This is a genomic window from Croceicoccus mobilis, assembly GCF_001661965.1.
GTDB classification, from domain to species: Bacteria; Pseudomonadota; Alphaproteobacteria; order Sphingomonadales; family Sphingomonadaceae; genus Croceicoccus; species Croceicoccus mobilis.
Genome location: NZ_LYWZ01000022.1, coordinates 99603 through 121199, shown reverse-complemented (window position 1 = coordinate 121199; position 21597 = coordinate 99603). Strand labels below are relative to the sequence as shown.

Here is a 21597-nt window from a genome sequence, read left to right as displayed (position 1 = left end):
AATTACCGCGCGCGGTTCAACCGGCTGAAATCTACCCGCGCGATTTCGTCGAGCACGTTTTCGCGAATGATCTGCGCCGTGCTGCGGGCGAGCCCCTCAATCGCGAGATTGCCCCCTGCGAGGCCGAAGCGAAGCGCAGCATAGCCGCGCAGGCGGCCCAGCAATGACTGAGCGATCTCGACGCTTTGCAGCAGGCGCGCTGGCGCGGCGATGATGGTCGGGGCCAGCAGGCCTTTCTTGACATAGACATGCCCGCCCTCCATCGCCCAGCCATGGCGATACCAGCCCAGATACTGGCCGAACGCGACGACCGGCAGCAGCAGGAGCGGGAGCCAGAACAGCGCAGGCTCATAAAGCGAGATGACGATGGCCGCGATTCCCAGCGCGAGCGCGCCGACGACGAACTTGTCGATCCAGGGTTTGGCGCTTAGCCGCTGCCATTCGACATCGGGCCCCGGCAGGTGGATATGCGCTTCGCTCGCGACGGGGTCGATCTCGGCGCGCCGGGCGAAGGGGGCGACATCATGGCTTGCCGATTTCGCATCATTGGCAAGGCTGACAAAGGTGAGCCCGTGCCAGCCGAACATGCGCCGCACCAGCCCGGTGCCAAGCACGGCCGCCTGGACGCGGTGCACCGGCATGACCACATCGGTGCGGTTCAGCAGGCCGCGCTGCCTGCGAAACCCGCGCGATGTGCGTTCCAGCACAAAGCCGTAATCGCGCAGCACCGTACGCACCAGCCCGCTGACCACGCCCAGCAGCAGCAGGCTGACGACCGCAAGAACGATGGCGATGATCTGCGCGGCAAAGCCCAGCGATTCTAGCGCGCCGCCGCCCAGTTCAAGTTGCCGGTCCCAGAAATCGACATCCCAGATGTCGAACGGCAGCAGGAAATCGAGCTGTTGCAGCGCCGCGCCGATCACGGCGAGCAGAACGAGCGAGAATTCGAACATGCCAAAGGTGAGCAGCCGCCTTAGGTCCATGGCAAACAGGACCCGCGGCGGCTCCTCGACCGGCATGTCGACCAGCGTGCCGCCTTCGGGAAGGGGCGCCCCGTGCTCTGCCGGTTGCGCCGATGGCGTGGCATTCTGCCTCCTCACCACATTGCGCAGCCGCTCGCCTTCGGCTTTGGTGACATAGGCGAGGGTCATTTCGTCCTTGCCCCCAGCGCCGGTTTCAAAGGTCACGGTGGCAAGGCCGAGGAGCCGGGCCAGCAGCGGTTCCGAAATGCTGACGTCCTGAATGCGTTCGTATGGAACCGATCGTGCCTCGCGCGACAACAGCCCCGTTTCCAACCTGATGTCATCGGCTCCGACACGATAGATCGTGCGCCACCAGCGCACGAAGCTGGCCGCCAGCGTGATCGATACCGCGACTACACCGACAATGATGACAAGCCACGCCTTCCCGCCGACCTGCCCCGCACCGAATGCGACCGCGACAAGGCCGATGATGGCCTGGCGCAGCGTCTTCGCGATATGCGGCACCAGCCCGAGCAGCTCGGTCCGGCGTGGCGCTTCTTTGAAAGGGGCAGTGCCCATGCTGTCAGGCACCGGGCAGATCTTCCGGGGTGAAATCGTCCAGCACGCCGGTCGTCTCACGCGTGATGAAGGCGCGAATGGTTTCCCGCATCGCCTGCGCATCGTCATATAGCAGCCCCGGCAACTGAACCGAGCTGTTATGCGTGCCCGCCGTGTGGAGGACCAGCGTGGCCAGATCGAACGGCCGCTGGAGCGGAGAGCGCAGCACGTCGATATGCTGGACCCTGCCGAATGGCACGACGGTATCCGAATGGAACAGCCAGCCTTTCACCACGCGCAACCGGTCCTGCGCCAGGCGATACCCCTTGTGCCGATAGCGGCGCAGCGGGGCAAAGCCCATCAGCCATAATGCGACAATCGCGGCAGGAACGATGGCAAGGCCGGTCGGAAGCTTCCCGGTAATCTCGAGAACGATGCCGCCGATCAGCAGAGGCAGGCCGACAATCGCGCCCTGAACGATCATCAGAATGCGGTGATTGGGGTGAAGGGGCGTGAGTTCGTCGATCATTCGGCGGCCAGTAATTCCTCTGCGCCGCCCAGATCCACGCTGACAAGGCGCGATACGCCCTGTTCGACCATGGTCACGCCGAACAGGCGGTGCATCCGGCTCATGGTGACGGCATTATGGGTCACGATCAGGTAACGGGTCTGCGTTTGCTTGGTCATCGCCTCAAGGAGGTCGCAGAAACGTTCGATATTGGCATCGTCCAGCGGCGCGTCGACTTCGTCCAGCACGCAGATCGGCGCCGGATTGGTCAGGAACAGCGCAAAGATCAGCGCCACCGCGGTCAGCGCCTGTTCGCCGCCCGAAAGCAAGGTCAGCGATTGCAGCTTCTTCCCCGGCGGCTGAGCGTAGATCTCAAGCCCCGCTTCCAGCGGATCGTCGGAATCGACCAGCGCCAGATGCGCCTGCCCGCCGCCGAACAGGGTGGAGAAGAGCGAGCGGAAATGTTCGTCGACCGCATCGAATGCGGCGCGCAGCCTCTCGCGCCCTTCGCGGTTGAGGCTGCCGATAGAGCCGCGCAGGCGGTTGACCGCTTCGGCGAGTTCCGCCTGTTCCGCCGCGCTCGATCCATGTTCGGCCTCCGCCTCTGCCAGTTCGTCCGCAGCCACCAGATTGACGGGGCCAAGCCGTTCGCGCTGTGCGTTCAGCGTGTCGAGCTGCTGCGCGTGGGCCTGCGCCGAAATGCGCGCGGCTTCCTCGCTGTCGAAACCGATGCGTGTCGCCAGCAGCGGGGGCGGGCAATGAAAACGTTCGCCGCTTTCACGCGCGAGTTCGCTGCGGCGGGCTTCCTCGTTCTCGGCCCTCGCGCTGGCTCCGGCACGGGCCTCGCGGGCGGCGGCAAGGGCTTCGTTGGCCTGCGCGAAGGCGGCGTCGGCCCTGCGCGAGGCCGTTTCGGCAGCGGTATGCGCGGCCTGCGCCTTGTCCAGTTCCGCGGTCAGCCGGTCACGCGCGGCGCTCGCCTGCTCGATCTCGTTTTGCAGGGATTCCGGTTTGGCCGCCGTGATGGCGCGTTCCTCGGCGATTTCCTCGCGCCTGCGCGAAACCTCGGCCAGGCGGCGCGCGGCATCGCCCGATCGCGCTTCCCATCCGCGCATGTCGGTGCGCATGGCATTGATCCGCTCGGTCCCGACGGCGATGGCCTGCTCCAGCGAAGCGTGTTCGGCCATCGCCTGCTGCAACCGGCCACGCGCAGCCTCATGCCGCGCCTGCGCCGTAGCCCGCGCTTCGCGCTGGGCAGTGGGGTCGGGCAGGGTGGCGCGCTGCTCCTCCGCTTCCGACAGATCGGTTCGGGCGGCGGCTACGCGCTGGGTCAACTCCTCGATCTGTTCGGCAAGGCCTGCGCGAGCGCGTTGCAGGCGTTCCAGCGCGGCCCCGGCCTGATCGCGTGCCAGCAGGGCGGATCGCTCGGCATCGGCGGCGGCGGCCAGCGCGCGTTCGGCGGCGGCATTGGCCTCGCGGGCCTGTTCGAACCCGGCATGCGCCTCGGCCTGCTCGTTTTCGGCCTTGGCGACTGCCTCCTGCAATTCGGGCAATTGCGCGGCCAGCGCGTCGAGCCGGTTCGCCGCTTCCAGCATGGCCGCTTGCGCCGCGCCTTCGCCGCGCGCGACGAAACCGTCCCAGCGGCGCAGCGATCCCGCCATGGTCACCAGCCATTCGCCGGGGCCGAGCAACTGGCCATTATCCTCATCCGCCACCCGCACCAGCGCCAGCCGGGCAGCGAGTTCGGGCGCTGTATCGCGGACATGGGCGGCAAGGCTGTCGGCCAGCGGAGCAGGCGCGTCGGCTCCAGTCCAGAACCGGCCTTCTTCGCCACCGGCGGGGGTGGTCAACAGCCCCGCGCCATCGCGGCCCAGCACGGCGGCGAGAGCGCGCTCATAGCCGGGAGCGGCCTTGACCGCGTCGATGGCGCGGCGATGGCCCTTCGCGCTCTTGTCCGCCTTTTCGCGGGCGCGCTTGTCGCGCATCAGGGCGTCATGCTCGCGCTCCACACCGGCCAGTTCGGCGCGGGCGGATGACAATGCGCTGGCGGCGGCATCGCGGCGTGTAGAGGCGGCCTCGCGTGCGGCGCGCGCGTCCTCGATCTCTGATCGGGCCTTCTCTCGTGCGGCGGCAGCCTCGGTCACGCGGGCATCGGCGGCGGTCACGGCACCGCGTGCCTCGTCCTCACTGCCCAGCGCAGCCTGTTCGGCTTCGCGGCGCGAGAGGTCTGTTTGTGCCCTGTCCAATGCGGATTGCGCCTGCCGCACGGCGGCATCGGCGACGCGCCATTCAGCCTCCACCCGCGCCTGTTCCGCCGTCGCCTGCGCCAGCGCCAGTTCGGCGGCGCGGCCGGCGCGTTCGGCATCTTCCTGCGCGGCGGCAAGCTTCGGGCTGCGCTCCTGATCCTCGGTCAAGGTGCGCTGGGCGGCGGCGATTTCGCGCGTCAGGCGGGTCATCGCCTCGGCGGCATTGCGGGTGTTTTCCTCCGCATCGCCTTCGTCCCTGTCCAGCCGCGCGAACTGACGATCAAGGTCGGCGAGCTTTTCCTCCGCCGCCTCCAGCCTGCCGGTCAGCATGGTGAGGAGGTTCGCCTGCGCGGAAACATCGTCGCGCCGGTCGGCCATGTCCTCACGCGCGCTGGCCAGCGCCACGGCGGCATCGCGCTGCGCTTTTTGCGCCTCGCCCGTCTGTTCCTGCGCGGCGGCGACGGCGGCATCGCATTCTTTCGCCGTGCGCCGCGCCGCATCGGCAGCGGCGGCGGCTTCACGCCAGCGCATATAGAGAAGCTGCGCCTCGCCCAGCCGGATCTGGTCGGACAGCTCGCGATATTTCTCCGCCGCGCGGGCCTGCCGCCGCAATGTCGCCATGCGGCTGTCGAGCTGTGAGAGCAAATCTTCCAGCCGCGCCAGATTGGTCTCGGTCGCGCGCAGCTTTTGTTCCGCATCCTTGCGCCGGACATGGAGGCCCGAAATGCCCGCGGCCTCTTCCAGCATCTGGCGGCGTTCGGCGGGCTTTGCCGCGATGACAGCGGCGATACGGCCCTGCGAAACCAGCGCCGGGCTATGCGCGCCGGTCGCGGCATCGGCGAAATATAGCGCAATGTCCTTGGCGCGCACGTCGCTGCCGTTGAGGCGATAGGCGCTGCCCGCGCCCCGCTCGATCCGGCGGGTAATGTCGCGCTCTTCGCCGTCCGCCGTTTCGGTCAGCAGCGATACTTCGGCAAAGGCGCGGGGCGGACGGCTGGCGGTGCCGGCGAAGATCACGTCTTCCATCCCCGATCCGCGCATGGATTTCGCGCTGGATTCGCCCATGACCCAGCGGATCGCTTCGAGAAGGTTCGATTTGCCGCAACCGTTGGGGCCGACGACGCCCGTCAGCCCCGGTTCGATGCGCAGCTCTGCCGGTTCGACAAAGCTCTTGAAGCCGGAAAGGCGGAGCCGGCGGAACTGCATTAGCCAGTCATGCCGGTTCCGCCGGCGCGCATCAGCGTGCGCCGGCGCGCTGAAGCTCGGGCTCCAGCGCTTCCCATGTCGGCGCCGTCGTCAGGCGCGTGCCGTTGATTTCCAGCGTCGGGGTCGAGGTGACTTCGTAGGAATTCGATTGCTCGACGAAAGCCTGCGCATTGTCGACATCGGCAAGGCAGGCATTGGCCTGATCGCGCGAAATGCCGCGCTGCGCGAAGAAATCGGTCATGCCGAAAATCTGCGCCATGGCGACAAGGCGCTGTTCGGGCGGCAGCTGGCTCGCCTGCTGAAACGCGCTTTCGGGCGCGGATTGCGCGGCCTGGAAAAACTGGCCCTGGTTCGCCCAGAACTGTTCGGACAATGCAATCGTCGCTTCCGGCGCGGAACACTGGGCAAGGAGCGCGGCGGGAACGTCCATGCCGTTCAGCACGACAAAGCGCAGTTCATAGCTGACGCGGCCGCTGTCGACATAATCGCTGACCAGGTCGGGCATCGCGGTTTCGGCGAAATCGGCGCAGTGCGAGCAGGAGAGCGCGCCATATTCGACCAGCTTGATCGGTGCGTCCGGGTTGCCCATCAGGTAACCGCCCTGCTCGGTCTTGGTGACGACATCCTGCCACTGCTGTCCCTCGGGGGCGGCGACCTCTGCCACCGGTTCACCGGAAACATCGCCGCCGGTCGCGGCATCATCGCCCGACCCGCACCCGGCCAGCGCCGCCAGCGGTGCAAGCGCAAGAGCAAGTACAGGCTTTAAGAATCGAATGGCCATGTGGATGAGTCTTTCCGTCTATTGTTGAAAGCTAGCGCAGGAAAAGCGCGAAGCGAAAGGTTAGTGAGGGGGAATTAGAGGCGGTTTTGCACAAGCTGCCCCCGGTTTTAACCGTTCTGGGCAGATTTCGTGGGCCTCACTTCTTCTCCAGGCGAATGTCGATCTGGGGTTTCAGCGTGCTCCAGTCATGCGTGCCGGCCAGCATCGTGCCGTTGATGGCGAAACTGGGGGTGCCGTTGACGCCATTGGCGAAATAGCCCTGCGCCTTTTCCGATAGCGTGCGCGCCAGCATTTCGTCACCGGTGCAGCGGTCGAGATCGGTGGTGGAGTAGCCACGCTTTTCCATCAGGTCGTAAAGCCCGCTGTCGCGACCCATCGCCTGCAGGCGCGAGGCGACGGTGCCGGTGGAATAGCGTGCCCGCTGTGCCGAGGTGGCGGCGCGGAACTTGCCCATCCATTCGCTTTGCGCGCGCATGATCGCGGCATGGTTGCCGGGAAAACGCCCGATCTTGCCGCAATTGGACAAGAGCGCGGCGGTCAGGTCCAGCGGATCGCGGATGGCGTGGCGATATTCGACCCTCACCTTGCCCGCGCCTGCATAGGCGAGCGCCAGCGTGTCGCCCGCCTCGGTCTCGAAATGGGCGCAATGCGGGCAGGTATAGCTGACATATTCGGTCAGCGTCAGCGGGGCATCGGCGCGTCCGATGCTGTGCACGCCCGGTTCCACCAGCGTGACGCCGCGCGCCCCTTGCGGGCCGGACTGATCGGCACTGGCGGTAACGGGCGCGATGGCGAGGGCAAGGGCCGCGGCGGCGGGGATGGCCGTGGCCATGGCAAGCGCGCGCCAGCGAGTTTCGACAGTTACGGACCTTATCATCGACACGGGTATTATTTCCCCTCTTTGCCGCCCATCGAACGGGCAAGCGATTCAAGCACGGTGCGCAGTTCCGGATCGCCGATGTCGCGCAGCGAATCCCCCAGCTCCATCGGGATCGGCTTCAGCGATGGCGGCGAGGCAGCGCCCGATGCGGATTTCCCGCCACGCTTGCTGTCTCCTGCATGAACATGGCCTTGCCGGATGCGGATCTTCGCGATCGCGCTATAGCCGAAAAAGCGGTTCACGCGCTCGATGATTTCCGGAATCACATGCTGGAGTAGCGGCGCATGGGCGGGCATCACCACGAGGTGGAGCGTGCCCTGCGACTTCTCACCGGGCGGAAAGCGGATCGATTCGGGGGCGGAGACGCGGGCATGCTGCGGGCCCACGATCTCGTGCCAGCGCGACACCACGCTCGACTGCACGAAACCGAAACGGCGAAACGCGGTGCGCCCGATCTGCGGCATGAGATCGCCGATCGCCTTGGGCGAGCCGCCGCGCGGGCGTTCATAGGGCTTGCCCTTGGGAGAAGCGCCCTTGCGCTTTTTCCCGCCCGTCTTTGGCTTTTCGTCGCTGTCACGTTCCATTGCGGTAAGCGCCATGCCATAGGCCCGTGCGTGAAGGCCAGTTCCGAGATGACCCTTAGCGATAAAGATGGTGGAGGAGCAGGAGCGATCGCGCGCCTGCTGCTGCGCTGGTATGATGACCATGCGCGCTCCCTCCCGTGGCGCATCGCGCCGGGGAGCGGGGAAAGCCCTGATCCCTATCGCGTGTGGCTGTCGGAGATCATGCTCCAGCAGACGACGGTGGCGGCGGTCGCGCCTTACTTCGCCGAATTCACGCGCCGCTGGCCGACAGTCGCCGATCTGGCCGCCGCGCCCGATGAGGACGTGCTCGCCGCATGGGCGGGACTGGGCTATTATGCGCGGGCGCGGAACCTGATCGCCTGCGCCCGCGAAGTCGTGGCAGCGGGCGGGGTGTTTCCCGATACCGAAGAGGGCCTGCGCGCCCTGCCGGGTGTGGGGGCATATACCGCCGCCGCCATTGCCGCCATCGCCTTTGGCCGCCGCGCCGTGGTGGTCGACGCCAATGTCGAACGCGTCGTGTCCCGCCTCTTCGCCATTCGCACCCCGCTGCCCGCGTCCAAACCGGAAATCCGCACCGCGACGGATGCGATCACGCCCGAAGACCGCGCCGGAGATTTCGCGCAGGCGATGATGGATCTGGGCGCGCGGGTCTGCACGGTGCGCGAACCGGCCTGCCTGATCTGCCCCATCGCCAATCATTGCGACGCGCGCGAACAGGGCATCGCCGCGATCCTTCCCGCCAAGACGCCCAAGAAGCCGAGGCCGGAACGCACCGGCACCGCTTTCTGGATCGAGCGTGGGGAGGGTGATGCGCGCGAAGTGCTGCTGGTATCGCGGCCAGCCAAAGGCATGCTGGCCGGCATGCGCGCGCTGCCCAGCGATGGATGGTCGGCACGCGGCGACGGTGATGGCGTGCCGCCGGTGAACGCGCATTGGCAGGTGCTGGAGGCAAGCGTCACCCATGGCTTCACCCATTTCACCCTTACCATGCAGCTTATGGCAGCGCGTCATGATGGCGGCGATGTGCCAGAGGGAGAGTGGTGGCCGGTCGCACGGATCGGGGATGCAGGATTGCCAACCTTGTTCGCTCGCGCCGCTGCGGGTGCGCTGGCGTGCTGGCCGGATGGCGATGATTGATTATCTCGCCGATAATTCAGGGGCGCATAACGCGATGTTAGCGGCTGCCGTGCCAAGACACGCGAAACGAAAGGGCCATGCGTGGCGACAAGCGAATTGAACAGCGAAACGACAGACAAGCGCCGCAGCCGCAGGATCGACCGCGCCGACCATGTGCGCGCCGATCCCGACGCGATTGCCGCATTGATGGGTGACCGCGCCGTGCTGCTGCGCATGGATGGCATTGACCCGGTGATCACCGATGACGGACGATTGGTCTGGGGCACGCTGGGCGATGTCGATTCGGGGAGCGAACTGGTGTTCCTTGGCCTCGACGGTGACCGCGGCTGTTTTGCCGCCGTGCCGCGCGCCCATGAACCGGGCGATGCACGCGGCAAGGCATGGCTGGCGGCAGGGCAACTGGGGCGCGAGGATTTCGCGACCTTTGCCACCGCGCGCAGCCTTGCGCATTGGCATGCGAACCATCGTTACTGTGCCCGCTGCGGCGCGATGACGGTGCAGGGCAAGGGCGGCTGGCAGCGCGATTGCACCGACATGCAATGCCGCACTCCCGTATTCCCGCGCACCGATCCGGTCGTCATCATGACGGTCGAGCATGTCACCGACGACGGCGAACGCCGCGTGCTGCTGGGCCGAGGTCTCAATTTCCCCGAGGGCCGCTATTCGGCGCTGGCCGGTTTCATCGAGCCGGGGGAGACCATCGAACAGGCGGTCGCGCGCGAAGTGCTGGAAGAGGCGGGGCTGAAGGTGCATTCGGTGCGCTATTCCTCCAGCCAGGCATGGCCGTTTCCATCGCAGCTGATGCTGGCCTGCCATGCCAAGACCGACCACCCCTCGCTCGCCATCGACAGGACGGAGCTTGCCGATGCGTTCTGGGTGTCGCGCGGGGATCTGTTCGCGGCGATGGAGAACCTGCCGGGCAAAAGCTTCGATCCGCCGCCGCCGCATGCCATCGCGCACCGCCTGCTGCGCGAATGGCTGGACCGCCCGACCGAAGAGAAGTTCTAGAGCCCGTTTATTATACGAGGCCCAGCTTGGTCAGCTTGCCCAGCAGCTTTCCGGGCAGCACGTCGCCAGCGTCCGCGCCCTCTGCCAGATCGGCGGGGGCGTCGTCGTCCTTCAGATAGCGCCAGCCCTGGTGCGCGCGGCGCGGGCGCGGGTCGACGCGGATCAACTGCGGCGCGAGGTGGATCCACCAGCGGCCCGATTCCATCTGCTCGAACCCGGTTATCGGGCTACGCGCGACAATTGCGTGTTCATGGATCCAGTAGAGCGAGCCGCCTTCCAACTCCTCGACCCGCTTGGGGCAATATCGGGTGGAAAGGGAAACACGCGGGCGATTGGCGAACCAGCCCTCGATATCGCCGAAATCCTTGGCGCCGAACGCGATCTTGGTGAGGTGGAGGGGCATCCCCCAAGAGATAGGGCGTTCCCGCCCCTGCTCAAGAGGTGTGGCTCAAGACCTCAGCCAACGAGACCCGATGCCACGGCAAGGCCGAGGAAGGCGAAGAAGCCCATCGAATCGGTGATCATGGTGACAAAGACCGAGGATGCGACCGCAGGGTCCTGATCCAGCCGGTCGAAGATCACGGGCACGAGCACGCCTGCCATGCCAGCGGTGATGATGTTGATCACGACGGCGCTCGCGATCACCACGCCCAGCATAGGGGTGAAGATCATCGCGGTCGCCCCGCCGATCAGCGCCGCAACCGTCACTCCGTTAAGCAGCGCGACGCGCATTTCACGCCAGATCACGCGGCGCGTGTTCGACCGTGTAAGCTGGTTCATTGCCAGCGCGCGGACGGAGACCGCCATGGTCTGCGTCCCCGCATTGCCACCGATGCTGGCGACGACAGGCATGAGCACGGCCAATGCCACCAGCTTCTCGATCGCGGCGCCGAACGCCGCGATGATCAGCGATGCGACCAGCGCCGTGCCAAGGTTCGCGACCAGCCAGCGCACGCGCTGCGAGTATGACGTGCGGATCGGTTCGTTGATGTCGCCTTCGCCCGCGCCCGACAGAAGCAGCGTGTCCTCGTTCGCCTCTTCCTGGATGATGTGCACGATATCGTCGGCGGTGACCTGCCCGATCAGCCGCCCGGCCTTGTCCACCACGGCGGCGGAAATCAGCGCGTATTTCTGGAAACGCAGCGCGACCTCTTCCTGGTCCATGTCGGCAGGCAGCAGCGTCTGTTCGCGCTTCATGATGTCGCTGATCGGGATCGCGCGCGGGCAGCGCAGGATCCACGAAAGCTGGCAGGTGCCGACCGGGCGATGCGCAGGGTCGACGACGAAGACTTCCCAGAACTCTGTCGTCAGATCGCCATTGTCGCGCATATAGTCGATGAGATCGCCAACCGTGATATGTTCGGGCACCGCGACAAGGTCGCGCTGCATCAGGCGGCCTGCGGATTCCTCCGGGAAGGACAGCGCGCTCTCGATCGCGGCGCGGTCCTCCAGCTCCATCTCGGCAAGGACGGCGGCCTGTTCGCGCGCGCCCATGTCCTCGATCAGCGCGACGGCGTCGTCGGTCTCCAGCTGCTCGGCGATTTCCGCGATGGCATCGGGCGGCAGCGATTCGAGCAGGTCGTCGCGAACGTAATCGTTGAGCTCGGAGATGACCTCGCCGCTCATCAGATCCGAAATGCCGCGGGCAAGGGCCGGGCGGTCCTCACGCGGGAGGATCTCGAACAGGTCGGCGATGTCGGCGGGGTGCAGCGGTTCGACAAGGTCGCGCACGTCGCCGTGTTCGTCGACCAGCGCCTCGCGCACCGCCTCGACGAATTCGGGCTTCAGCCGGTCATCCTCGTCCAGACGTTCGGCGCGGGCTTCCTCGGCCTCGCTCATGCGCGGCTCTTCATGGGACCCATCACCATCCATGCCGGGAATCGCCGCCGCATCGGGCTGCTGCATCTCGGCAAGGTCGGTGTCGTCTGGCTTCATCGGCAACCCGTCTAGGTTCGTGTCAGGCGAAATCAACCGCGAATGCACGCCGGTCACATCTCAGTTGTCGCTTGATGATTGTAACCTCCTTGCCGCCTGTGCACAGCCATGGGGACAAATCGGGCAATATCTGTCGACAAGCTGCCCGATCAGCGGGCGTGACATGATGGGGTATTTGCCTCTATGGCCCACTCCGAACGGGCCGGAATATGGCCCCCAAACCGGCAGCCGCGATCCCCAAGGCGGTCCAAAGGAGACACAATGTCCGAGGATAAACTCACCCTGACGCTCGACACTGGCAACGGTGAAGGCGGCGATGTCGTCATCAAGCTGCGCCCCGATCTGGCCCCCGGCCACGTCGCCCGCATCAAGGAGCTGGTCGGCGAAGGTTTCTATGACGGCGTCAAGTTTCACCGCGTGATCCCCGGCTTCATGGCGCAGGGCGGCTGCCCGCAGGGCACCGGCATGGGCGGTTCGGACAAGCCCGACCTGCAGGCCGAGTTCAACGACCACCCGCACACCCGCGGCGTTTGCTCGATGGCGCGCACCAGCTATCCGCACAGCGCGAACTCGCAGTTCTTCATCTGCTTCGACGACGCGCGTTTCCTTGACCGCCAGTACACCGTCTGGGGCGAGGTCGAGGAAGGCATGGACATCGTCGACGCGCTGCCCAAGGGCGAGCCGCCGGCAAATCCGGGCAAGATCGTGAAGGCTGTCGTTTCCTGATCACGATCACAGGGGCGCTTCGGCGCTCCGCTCTACGATATGCAAAGCTGGCCGCCGCGGCAGGGTTCGCCCTGCTGTCGGCGGCCTGCGCACATCAGGTGACCGAGCTTTCGCGGGGCTGCGGCGGCGCGCCGGGCGGCTGGTGCCCACCGACCGAGCAGGTGGCGAAGGCGAGCTGGGAATATGCGCAGCTGGCGCAGAACGCCTATTGGCAAACCGCGCTGGAAAGCGACAAGCCGCGCGACGAGCAATATGTCCTGCCCAGCGAATTGAAGGAACGCTACGCCAGCGCCGATGACGAGCGCGGCTATGCCTATTCGGTGTTCGACCGGTTCGAGCCGGATCCGGCGGGGCAGGAACGCCTTGCCGAAACCGTGCTGGTCTTTCGCGGGACCGAGGGGCCGAAGGACTGGTGGTACGGCAATATCCTCGGCAAACAGGGCAGGCGCGGCTTCACCACCTATCGCCAATTGCGAGCCGGGATGGACGCTGTCGGTTACAGGGACGTGCCGATTACTTTGGCGGGCCATTCATTGGGCGGACGCATTGCGGACGAGGTGCTGGAGCGTCTTTCAAAGGAACCCGAGGGCATTCCGCCGCATCTGGGGGCCTATCTGTTCAACGCGACGGCGATCAGCCCCGAACTTCGCGAAGGTGTCGGCGATGCCGCCACGGTCCCGCCGCGCATCGCCATATCCGAAGCGGGCGAGATCGCCGGTATCCTGCGCCTTGCCGATAATGGCGCGGACTGGGACGGCTATGCCATCGATTGCCGGCCCGGTTTCAGCCTGATCGAGAGCCACTACATGCGCGGGCTGGCCGATTGCCTGACATGGATCGCCGCGCGCGAAGACCCGGCGGCGGCGCAGTCGGTGGAGCGCAACGAGATCGGCGCGCCGAGGGCTGAAGAGCGGGCGGTGGAGTAGGGCAGGTTTTGCGGATTTTGGTTCGGAAGGGGACTGGCTGCTAACGACCGATTGCGGACATGGGGCTAGGCGCTAGTAATGGCAGGATGAGAAGATTTTTTCGTCCCAGCATTATGCTCGCGACCGCATTGCTGGTTACAGCATGCGCAATACCAGAGACGTCAGCCGGAGAGCGGGACTTGGACACCATCTACATGTTTGCGGGAACGGGTGGCGCGATGGCTTACACCATCGACGAAGATGGAGCGAACCTGCCAAAGGAACATAGTCCGTGGCGATTTCGCAGGGCGGTGTCGACAGATGGGCTAACTTTCAAGCAAGGAACCGACAAGGCCGCGCTCGAAGAGGTTAAAGCGAAGGGCTTCGTCGTTGCCATCTTTAATATGACTATTGAATCGATGCCGATGAAGCAGGGAAAACCGGAAGACTAACGTCAGCTACCCACCCCGTTCCGGTCATTAGCTCATAAATGCCAAACGCCCGAAACCTGCCGCAGCCACGGCAAAGCCGCGGCTGTCACGTTGAACGGATCGCTGCGGGCTTAGCGCCCTTGCGTCCGCCGGCCGGGTTGCCGCCTCTGGCGAATTAGGGCTGCGCTTGCTTGCGCAATGCTCGCCCTAATTCGCGGGCGGCTGCCTTAAAGCTTCGCGCTCATCAGCCAGTCGTGGAAGATGCGCACGGGGCGCGTTTCCAGCGCCTTGGGGCGGCATACGAACCAGTAGCTGTAGGGGCTCTCGACCTCGAGGTCGTAGAGCTTGGCGAGGCGCTCGTCCTTGGCGCGGGCGAGGTGGTCGCCGTGCATGATAGCGATGCCGAGGCCCTGCGCTGCCGCTTCCAAAATCAGCGCGCCCGAATCGAAATGATCGACCGTGGGCTCCTTGGACAGGTCCATGCCCGTTGCCTCGCGCCATGCGTCGAAGGACAGGTCCATGTCCGAATGGACGAGGAAGTTCAGTTTCTCCAACCGCTCCGGATCGGGGATATTGCCCAGCTTGTTCACCAGATCGCGCGAAGCGATGGCGTGGACCATGTTGTGGTCCAGCCGGACTGCGTGCAGCTTGATGTCAGGCTCGTCTGTGATGACGATGGCCGCATCCAGCGTTTCGCCCAGACGCGCCATCGGGTTGGGCGATGAATCGATGTCGATATGCAGCGCCGGGTAAAGCTGCCGCAATTCGGGCAGGCGCGGCACCAGCCTTTGTTCGCCGAACAGCGGGAGGACGTTGAGGCGCAGGCGCATGACCTTGTTGTCGGCCATCTGCCGCCCGACCTGTTCGGCCAGCTCGTCCAATGCAGGTGCGACCGCGTCGAACAGAGCCTGTCCGTCCTCGGTCAGCTTCATGGTCTGGTGCCCGCGGTTGAACAATTTGCGGCCCGTATAATCCTCCAGTGCGGAAACACGGCGCGACAGGGCGGATGGCGACAGCGCCAGTTCGGCAGCGGCAGCTTTCGCAGATCCGAGGCGCACGATGCGCACGAAGGCTTCCAGCGAGCGGAGCGGGGGCAGGCGGCGTGTCGCCATCAGGCGGCGTCCTCGTCTTTGATATCATTGTCGGCGGTCGGCGGATGCAGGCGGATGCGTTCGACATGGCGTTCATCGCCCGCGATCACTTCCAGTTTCCAGCCGCTCTTCTCATGGGTGAGAACCTCACCCGGTTCGGGCACGCGTTCGGCCAGCACAAAGGCGAGGCCGCCCAAAGTATCGACCTGTTCCTCCACCTCGGCCAGTAGCGGATCGACGCGGCGGGCCACGTCCTCCAGCTCGGCGCGGGCATCGGCGTCCCACATGCCCTCGTCGATGGGGACGAGATATTCGACCGGCGCATCGTCGTGCTCATCCTCAATCTCGCCGACGATTTCCTCGACCAGATCCTCGATCGTGATCACGCCATCGGTGCCCGAATATTCATCGACCACGATGGCCAGGTGAACCCGGCGTGCGCGCATGTCGGCCAGCACGTCCAGCGCCCCGCGCGCCTGCGGCACGTAAAGCGGCTGGCGCATCAAAGTCGTCCAGTCCTTGGGCGGCGGCTTGCCGGTGGCCAGAAAGGGGAACACGTCCTTGATCAGCATCATGCCGATCACGTGGTCCAGCGTTTCGGAATAGACCGGCAGGCGCGAATGGCCGTGTTCGGCAAAGGTCGCGATCAGAGTCACCCAATCCGAATTGCGGTCGATGGCCACGATCTCCCCACGCGGCACCGAAACGTCGTCGGCATCCTTTTCGGAGAAGTGCAGGAGATTCCTGAGCATCTGCCGCTCGATCAGCGACAGGTCGCCGGTGTCGAGTGAAGGGCCGTCGCGCTCCTCGTCTTCCTCGTGTTCGTCGATCGCTTCCTCGATCTGAGCGCGCAGGGATTGTTCACCCTCGCTGCCGTCGAAAAAGGCGCGGATGCGGTTCCATAACAGGCGCCTGTCTTGCTCGGCGCCCGTGTCGGTACTGTGACTGCTATCGGCCATGATCGGCCTTTCGATTCCTTTCACCACCCGCATTCCCCTCCCGCCGACCTGTCCGGTCTGCCGCAGATGGGGGTGCGGCCATCAATTCATATAGGGGGCGGCGATCCCGAGCCGGGCCAGTGCCCTCGTCTCGATCGCTTCCATCGCCTCGGCCTCGGCATCGCCCAGCTCGTGGTCGTGCCCGGCAAGGTGAAGCAACCCGTGAATCACCAGATGCGTTGCATGAACTGCAAGTGCAACTGATTTTTCTTCAGCCTCGCGTGCGCAGACGCCCAGCGCGAGGACAATATCGCCCAGCATGATCGGGGCGGCCTCGCTCTCATCAGCGGTGTTGTTGGCGTGCGCGCGCAGCACCTCTTCGCGCGAAAGCATGGGGAAACTCAACACATTGGTCGGCTTGTCCTTGGCCCGCCATTGCTTGTTGAGAGCGTGGATCTCCTCGTCATCGGCAAAGACGAGGCTGACGAGCATGGCCGGATCGGCTAGCTCCTGCGCCTCGGCCGCGCAGGCCTCTGCCGCGCGATGGGCCAGCATGTCCCAGTCGATATCGTCGCCCCATTCGGGCGAAACGTCGATTTCCAGTGTCGGTGCAGTCATTCGATTCGCGCGACTAGGCCATCGGGCAGGCCGATAAAAGCCCCCGATCAGCCCGGAACGCCGCTTCCTTCGTAGGCGTCGACGATGCGGCCCACGATCGGGTGGCGCACGACATCGGCGGCGGTAAAGCGGCTGACCGCGATGCCATCCACGCCTTCCAGCCGTTCGACCGCATCGGCAAGGCCGGAATAGCGGTCGCCGCCCGGGATATCGACCTGACGCGGGTCACCGCACACCACCATCCGGCTGTTCTGGCCGAAACGGGTGAGGAACATTTTCATCTGCTCCTTCGTGGTGTTCTGCGCCTCGTCGAGGATGATGAAGCTGTCGGCCAGCGTGCGTCCGCGCATGAAGGCGATGGGCGCGATCTCGATCTCTCCGCTGGCCAGACGGCGTTCCACCTGTTCGGGCGGCATGCAGTCGTACAGCGCGTCATAGAGCGGGCGAAGATAGGGATCGACCTTGTCCTTCATGTCGCCGGGCAGGAAGCCCAGCTTTTCGCCCGCCTCCACCGCCGGGCGTGAAAGGATGAGCCGCTGCACGCTGCCGGTGATCAGCTGCGCCACCGCCTGCGCCACGGCGAGATAGGTCTTGCCCGTGCCTGCCGGGCCGAGCGCGAAGATCACATCGTTGGAAACAAGCTCCTGCATATAGGAAGCCTGCGCTTCCGAACGCGGAGCGATCGTCTTTTTCCGCGTGCGGATCATGATCTGCGGGCGGCCATCGCGGCCCAGCGCCTTTTTCTCACGCTGGACGATGCCATCAAGGGTCGGTTCACTGGTCATGGAAATCAAAGCGTCCACCGCCCCCTGGTCAAGCTCGAAGCCCGAAAGCAGCTGCTGCTGCATGCCTGCCAGCACGTCGCGGGCGCGGGCGACGGCTTCCTCGCTGCCTTCGATCTGCACGCGGTTGCCGCGCGCGGCGATATAGACGCCAAGCCGGTCCTCTATTTGTACGAGATTGCGGTCGAACTGGCCGAACAATGCGCCGAGCATGGCGGCATCGGAGAATTCCATCTCTGTGCGTGCCGCCCGCTGCAGGGCGGCTTGCGCCGCAGCCGGATTATAGGGAGCTTTATCAGCACTGGCTGATTGCGGGCTCAACCGATCACTATCGGGCAGATCGCCCGAAGGGGCCATGGGTGCGGCAGTGCGCGGGTTCTTTCGGCTCACTCGTGCTCCTTAGCAATGCGGGGGCGAGAAGATGCCAATTCTGTCAGCAGTTCGACTCGCTTGTCCCGACACGAAAATCCGATGTTTCAGTGACCAAGATAGGCACGATCCGCCCGCTGGCAAGCAAGGCTGCGATCGGGCGATAGTGATATCCACCGTTCGCTTATCGGGCAGGGGCGGGCTCTGTCTCTTCCCCGCCGTCCGATTCGGCGGAATGGATCGCGGCTTTGCTGCGCTTGCAGGCAGTGGCGTCGGGGTGGCACTGGCGGGCGGCGATCACCGTCGCTCCATCGCTTAAAAGCAATTGCCCATCGCCCCCGCGCGCGATCCATGGCGAGCTGCGGAAGAAGCCGGCAAGGCTTTCGCGCGCGGTCGGGCGGAAGCTGTCGCACTCGCTGACCTTCACCGCTGCGGTACGCAGCCGCCCGTCCACCAGCCGCAACCGGCCCGTGATCGCATCGGGGCAATCCATCCAGATGGTGAAGCCGTCCTCCTGCAGCGAAAGCACGGGCCTTGCATCGGGCGCGCCGGGCGCGAGCATCACGAATGGCCCGCGGTTGAGCGGCGGGGCGGCGGGGTCTTTGGGGCCGCTGTCGATCGCGCTCAACACCAGCGAATGATCGGGCACGGCCAGCATGATCTTGCCTTCGCGGTTGCGCCCGATCAGCGGCTTGCCTGCCAGCACTTGCGCCATGGCGGCATCGACCTCGCTGGCGGAACAGCCCGCGTCCACCGTTTCCGGCTCGCCCAGCGCGAAGCTGCCTTTGAGCGGGATATAGAGCGCCTGCGCCATGTTGCACCCGCGCCAGCGCAGGAAGCCCTGCCCGAAATGCACGGTGGCGATATCATCCTGCAGATCGGCGGTGGGAACGCCATCGATCGCGGTGATCAGCCAGCCCGTCCCGGAAAGGTCGAAGGCCAGCGGCGCGAAGCCGGGGGCAAGCGGGGAATCCGGCATAGCCTGGGTGGTGTCCGGCGCCAGCTCCTCGATATCGGGGATGGTTTCGGCGATCGGCAAGGGGTCGCCATCGGCGGCGACCGGATCGGCGGTCGCATCGCAGCCTGCCAGCGCCAGCGCGCAGGAAAGCACCCCGATCAGCGCGGGCAGGCGAATGCGCGTCTTGGCAAATCCACATGTGCAGTCCATCGTGGCGGAGCTATGCACTTACGCTGCCCACTGGCAAGCGCATTAAGGAGACATGACGATCGCCCGCTTCCTCCCCGTGACCGCCTGTGTCGCGCTGCTGGCCGCCTGCAGCCCGGCCGAGGATACGCCGATGGAAGAGGCTATCGAGACCGGCCTGTCCGAACCGGGCGAAGAAGGCGAGCAGGCGCTGATCGACACCAGCGGTGATATGATGGAACCCATCGCGCAGGCACCCGATGCCGCCGATGATTTCCTGCGCCAGCGTTTCGCCGATACAGGCGGGAAGGTCATGGTGGCGAGCCGCGTCATCGACCTTGACGGAGACCGGGTGGGTGAGATCGTGGCCTATGTCTATGGCCCGATGATGTGCGGCACGGGCGGGTGCAACCTGCTGGTGCTGCAAAAGCAGGGCGAGACCTATGCGGTGCGCATGGATGCCAGCGTGGCAAAGCTACCGGTCGGATTCCTGCAGCCCCGGCACAATGGCTGGCGCGACATTGCCGTGCGCGTTGGCGGCGGCGGGGCCGAGGGCGGTTTTGCGGTGATGCAGTACGATGGAGTCCGCTATCCATCGAACCCCACGACAGTCGCCACCGAACCTGCCGAAGATGCTGGCACGGTGCTGCTGGGCGAAGACGCCTATGACAACGGGCGCGTGCTGATCGAGGGTTAGAGGACGCGCGCTTCCAGCGAGTTGGGCCCGGCCTCGACCAGCTCGACAGTGATCAGATCGCCCAGCTGCGCGTCGCCGGTAAACCAGGCCGATTGCAGCCACGGGGTCTTGCCGATCCACTGGCCGGGCTTGCGACCCTTGCGCTCCACCAGCACTTCGCAGATCTTGCCGACCGATGCCGTGTTGAAGGCGTAGCTGTCGCGCGTAATCGCGGCCTGCAGGCGCTGGAGCCGCTCGTCCATGACCTCCTTGGCGATCTGATCTTCCATCGTCGCGGCAGGGGTGCCGGGGCGGGGGGAATATTTGAAGGAGAAGGCAGCGGCATAGCGGATCGTTTCCACCATGCGCAAAGTGTCCTCGAAATCGGTGTCCGTTTCGCCGGGGAAGCCGACGATGAAATCGCCGCTGATGGCGATATCGGGGCGCGCTTCGCGGAAGCGTTCGATCACGCGGATATAGCTTTCGGCGGTGTGGCTGCGGTTCATGGCTGACAGAATCGAACTGCTCCCCGATTGCACGGGCAGGTGCAGGTAAGGCATCAGCTTCTCCACCTCGCCATGCGCGGCGATGAGGCCATCGGTCACGTCATTGGGGTGGCTGGTGGTATAGCGGATGCGCTTCAGATCGGGCAGCGCCGCCAGCTCGCGGATCAGCCCGTCGAGGCCGATGGCGCGGCCTTTGGCGTCCTCGCCTGTCCACGCATTCACGTTCTGGCCCAGCAGCGTGATTTCGCGTGCGCCGCCATCGACCAGCCTCTGCGCTTCGTCGATCAGGTCCGCATAGGGGCGGCTGATTTCCGCGCCGCGCGTATAGGGCACGACGCAATAGGTGCAGAACTTGTCGCAGCCTTCCTGCACGGTGAGGAACGCCGACGGTGCGGTCTTGCGCCGGGCGGGGAGGGCGCCGAACTTCGCCTCGGTCGGCATGTCGGTGTCGGTAACGCGCTCGCCCCTGGTGGCTTTTTCGATCATGCCGGGGAGGCGGTGGTATGCCTGCGGGCCGACGACCATGGACACGCCGGGACTGCGGCTCATGATCTCCTCGCCCTCGGCCTGCGCGACGCAGCCTGCGACCGCGATCAGCGGGCTGGTGCCATCTTCGCGGCGCAAACGTCCGATGTCGGAATAGACCTTCTCTGCGGCCTTTTCGCGGATGTGGCAGGTGTTAAGCACGACGAGATCGGCATCTTCGCCCTCTGCCGCAGGCGCCATGCCCTGCGCGCCCAGCATTTCGCCCATGCGTTCGCCGTCATAGACGTTCATCTGGCAGCCGAAGCTCTTGATGCGATAGCTGCGCGGGAATCCTTGGGGAGAGGTGATGTCGTTCATGGCGCGCGCCACTACGCCAATGCGGGCGTTTTGGAAAGTCCGGCGGCGTTCAGTCCGTCGCTCAGGTGCGCGGTAATCGCGGCGGCCATGGCCTTCCTTCCGGCCAGTTCTTCACCCGCCAGCGGGGGCAGGAAATGCACGGTCACGCGCACCGGTTCGCGGCGCGAGAGTATGGCGATGAAGTTCTCCGGCCCCGGCTGGTCCCCCCACGCTACATCAGGCGCGTCTTCATAGGCGAGAAGCACCGGCACGATTGGCACGGGTCCATCGTGGTCTTCGGGCGGCGGGTCGATGGCGGAAAGCAGCGAGCTCTTGACCGGAAGCAGGCAGTCGCCCGTGCCGGTGGTCCCTTCGGGAAAGAGCGTGAGGACGTGATTGACCTCCAGCGCCTCGCGCAATTGCGCGACCTGGTCGGCGACGGTGTGACGGCGAGAGCGGGCGATGAAAACGGTGCGGTTCATCTCGCACAGGCGTTTCAGGATCGGATGCCCCTGCAGCCCGTCATGCGCGACAAAGGCGGAGCGAGCTGTCGCGGCGAGCACCGGGATGTCCATCCAGCTGACATGATTGGCAAGCAGCATGGCGCGGCGCGGCGGTGTTCCGCGCACCTCGATCTCCACCCCCGCAATAAAGGCGATGCCGGCAAGGAAGACCGGCGGCACCGGATTGCGGCCCGGCAAAATCGCGACGAGGTAATAGGCGGTGACGCAGCCGACCAGCCAAATGGCCATGGCGACAAGGCGGAGGCCTGCGCGCCAGCTCACCA

Annotated in this window: 21 protein-coding genes; 6 read left to right on the top strand and 15 right to left on the bottom strand. The window is 65.5% G+C overall.

The window, feature by feature from the left end; genetic code table 11:
- Positions 1-2: 2 nt before the first annotated feature.
- From A9D13_RS08110 to A9D13_RS08085, 6 genes are all read right to left on the bottom strand, one after another.
- Entirely contained in the window at positions 3-1553 is a 1551-nt protein-coding gene (locus A9D13_RS08110; RefSeq protein WP_172808129.1) for a PH domain-containing protein, read from the bottom strand.
- A complete protein-coding gene (locus A9D13_RS08105; RefSeq protein ID WP_066772341.1) occupies positions 1546-2049 on the bottom strand; it encodes a PH domain-containing protein in 504 nt (167 codons plus the stop codon). The genes A9D13_RS08110 and A9D13_RS08105 overlap by 8 nt, the downstream gene beginning before the upstream one ends.
- Positions 2046-5477, bottom strand: a complete 3432-nt coding sequence (locus A9D13_RS08100) for an AAA family ATPase (protein WP_066772339.1) — start codon at positions 5475-5477, stop codon at positions 2046-2048. Before A9D13_RS08100 ends, A9D13_RS08105 begins: the two co-directional genes overlap by 4 nt.
- 31 nt (positions 5478-5508) lie before the next feature.
- A complete protein-coding gene (locus tag A9D13_RS08095) occupies positions 5509-6258 on the bottom strand; it encodes a thioredoxin domain-containing protein (protein ID WP_066772337.1) in 750 nt (249 codons plus the stop codon).
- A 136-nt stretch (positions 6259-6394) separates the two neighbouring features.
- Complete coding sequence (locus A9D13_RS08090) at positions 6395-7090, bottom strand: DsbA family protein (RefSeq protein WP_172808128.1); 696 nt, start codon at positions 7088-7090, stop codon at positions 6395-6397.
- A gap of 56 nt (positions 7091-7146) precedes the next feature.
- A complete protein-coding gene (locus A9D13_RS08085) occupies positions 7147-7722 on the bottom strand; it encodes a DUF721 domain-containing protein (RefSeq protein ID WP_066773848.1) in 576 nt (191 codons plus the stop codon).
- A gap of 48 nt (positions 7723-7770) precedes the next feature.
- Between A9D13_RS08085 and A9D13_RS08080 the strand changes: the two genes are divergently transcribed.
- A complete protein-coding gene (locus A9D13_RS08080; protein WP_066773847.1) occupies positions 7771-8859 on the top strand; it encodes an A/G-specific adenine glycosylase in 1089 nt (362 codons plus the stop codon).
- A gap of 81 nt (positions 8860-8940) precedes the next feature.
- Complete coding sequence (nudC, locus tag A9D13_RS08075; protein ID WP_229665174.1) at positions 8941-9867, top strand: NAD(+) diphosphatase; 927 nt, start codon at positions 8941-8943, stop codon at positions 9865-9867.
- 10 nt (positions 9868-9877) lie between these two features.
- On the opposite strand, the gene A9D13_RS08070 is transcribed toward nudC, so the two are convergent.
- A complete protein-coding gene (locus A9D13_RS08070; RefSeq protein ID WP_066772333.1) occupies positions 9878-10270 on the bottom strand; it encodes a DUF1489 family protein in 393 nt (130 codons plus the stop codon).
- Between the two features lie 53 nt (positions 10271-10323).
- Positions 10324-11772, bottom strand: coding sequence for a magnesium transporter (gene mgtE / locus A9D13_RS08065; protein WP_082922327.1), 1449 nt, complete (start codon positions 11770-11772; stop codon positions 10324-10326).
- Between the two features lie 291 nt (positions 11773-12063).
- Between mgtE and A9D13_RS08060 the strand changes: the two genes are divergently transcribed.
- The 3 genes from A9D13_RS08060 to A9D13_RS08050 all read left to right on the top strand — a co-directional run bounded on the left by A9D13_RS08060 (position 12064) and on the right by A9D13_RS08050 (position 13885).
- Positions 12064-12528, top strand: coding sequence for a peptidylprolyl isomerase (locus A9D13_RS08060; RefSeq protein WP_066772331.1), 465 nt, complete (start codon positions 12064-12066; stop codon positions 12526-12528).
- Positions 12529-12626: 98 nt separating this feature from the next.
- Positions 12627-13454, top strand: coding sequence for an alpha/beta hydrolase family protein (locus A9D13_RS08055; protein WP_066772329.1), 828 nt, complete (start codon positions 12627-12629; stop codon positions 13452-13454).
- A gap of 179 nt (positions 13455-13633) precedes the next feature.
- Positions 13634-13885, top strand: a complete 252-nt coding sequence (locus tag A9D13_RS08050; RefSeq protein WP_156521965.1) for a hypothetical protein — start codon at positions 13634-13636, stop codon at positions 13883-13885.
- Positions 13886-14091: 206 nt separating this feature from the next.
- Here A9D13_RS08050 and A9D13_RS08045 read toward each other — a convergent pair whose 3' ends face one another.
- The 5 genes from A9D13_RS08045 to A9D13_RS08025 all read right to left on the bottom strand — a co-directional run bounded on the left by A9D13_RS08045 (position 14092) and on the right by A9D13_RS08025 (position 18848).
- Complete coding sequence (locus A9D13_RS08045; protein ID WP_082922212.1) at positions 14092-14976, bottom strand: LysR substrate-binding domain-containing protein; 885 nt, start codon at positions 14974-14976, stop codon at positions 14092-14094.
- Positions 14976-15914 carry a hemolysin family protein gene (locus tag A9D13_RS08040; protein ID WP_066773838.1) on the bottom strand — a complete coding sequence of 313 codons (939 nt, stop codon included), beginning with the start codon at positions 15912-15914 and terminating at the stop codon, positions 14976-14978. The genes A9D13_RS08045 and A9D13_RS08040 overlap by 1 nt, the downstream gene beginning before the upstream one ends.
- 81 nt (positions 15915-15995) lie before the next feature.
- Positions 15996-16511 carry an rRNA maturation RNase YbeY gene (ybeY, locus tag A9D13_RS08035; protein ID WP_066772325.1) on the bottom strand — a complete coding sequence of 172 codons (516 nt, stop codon included), beginning with the start codon at positions 16509-16511 and terminating at the stop codon, positions 15996-15998.
- A gap of 47 nt (positions 16512-16558) precedes the next feature.
- Positions 16559-17527 (bottom strand): PhoH family protein, encoded by a 969-nt coding sequence (locus A9D13_RS08030; protein WP_229665256.1) that lies wholly within the window; start codon positions 17525-17527, stop codon positions 16559-16561.
- A gap of 319 nt (positions 17528-17846) precedes the next feature.
- Positions 17847-18848, bottom strand: coding sequence for a hypothetical protein (locus tag A9D13_RS08025; protein ID WP_156521964.1), 1002 nt, complete (start codon positions 18846-18848; stop codon positions 17847-17849).
- A 34-nt stretch (positions 18849-18882) separates the two neighbouring features.
- On the opposite strand from A9D13_RS08025, the gene A9D13_RS08020 reads away from it, so the two are divergent.
- Positions 18883-19503 carry a hypothetical protein gene (locus tag A9D13_RS08020; RefSeq protein ID WP_066772321.1) on the top strand — a complete coding sequence of 207 codons (621 nt, stop codon included), beginning with the start codon at positions 18883-18885 and terminating at the stop codon, positions 19501-19503.
- On the opposite strand, the gene miaB is transcribed toward A9D13_RS08020, so the two are convergent.
- Both miaB and A9D13_RS08010 read right to left on the bottom strand, forming a co-directional pair.
- Positions 19500-20831 (bottom strand): tRNA (N6-isopentenyl adenosine(37)-C2)-methylthiotransferase MiaB, encoded by a 1332-nt coding sequence (gene miaB, locus A9D13_RS08015; RefSeq protein ID WP_066773834.1) that lies wholly within the window; start codon positions 20829-20831, stop codon positions 19500-19502. The two genes, A9D13_RS08020 and miaB, sit on opposite strands and share 4 nt — an antisense overlap.
- Positions 20832-20842: 11 nt before the next feature.
- Positions 20843-21595: a lysophospholipid acyltransferase family protein gene (locus A9D13_RS08010; RefSeq protein ID WP_066772319.1), complete on the bottom strand. Its 753-nt coding sequence runs from the start codon at positions 21593-21595 to the stop codon at positions 20843-20845.
- Positions 21596-21597: the final 2 nt, after the last annotated feature.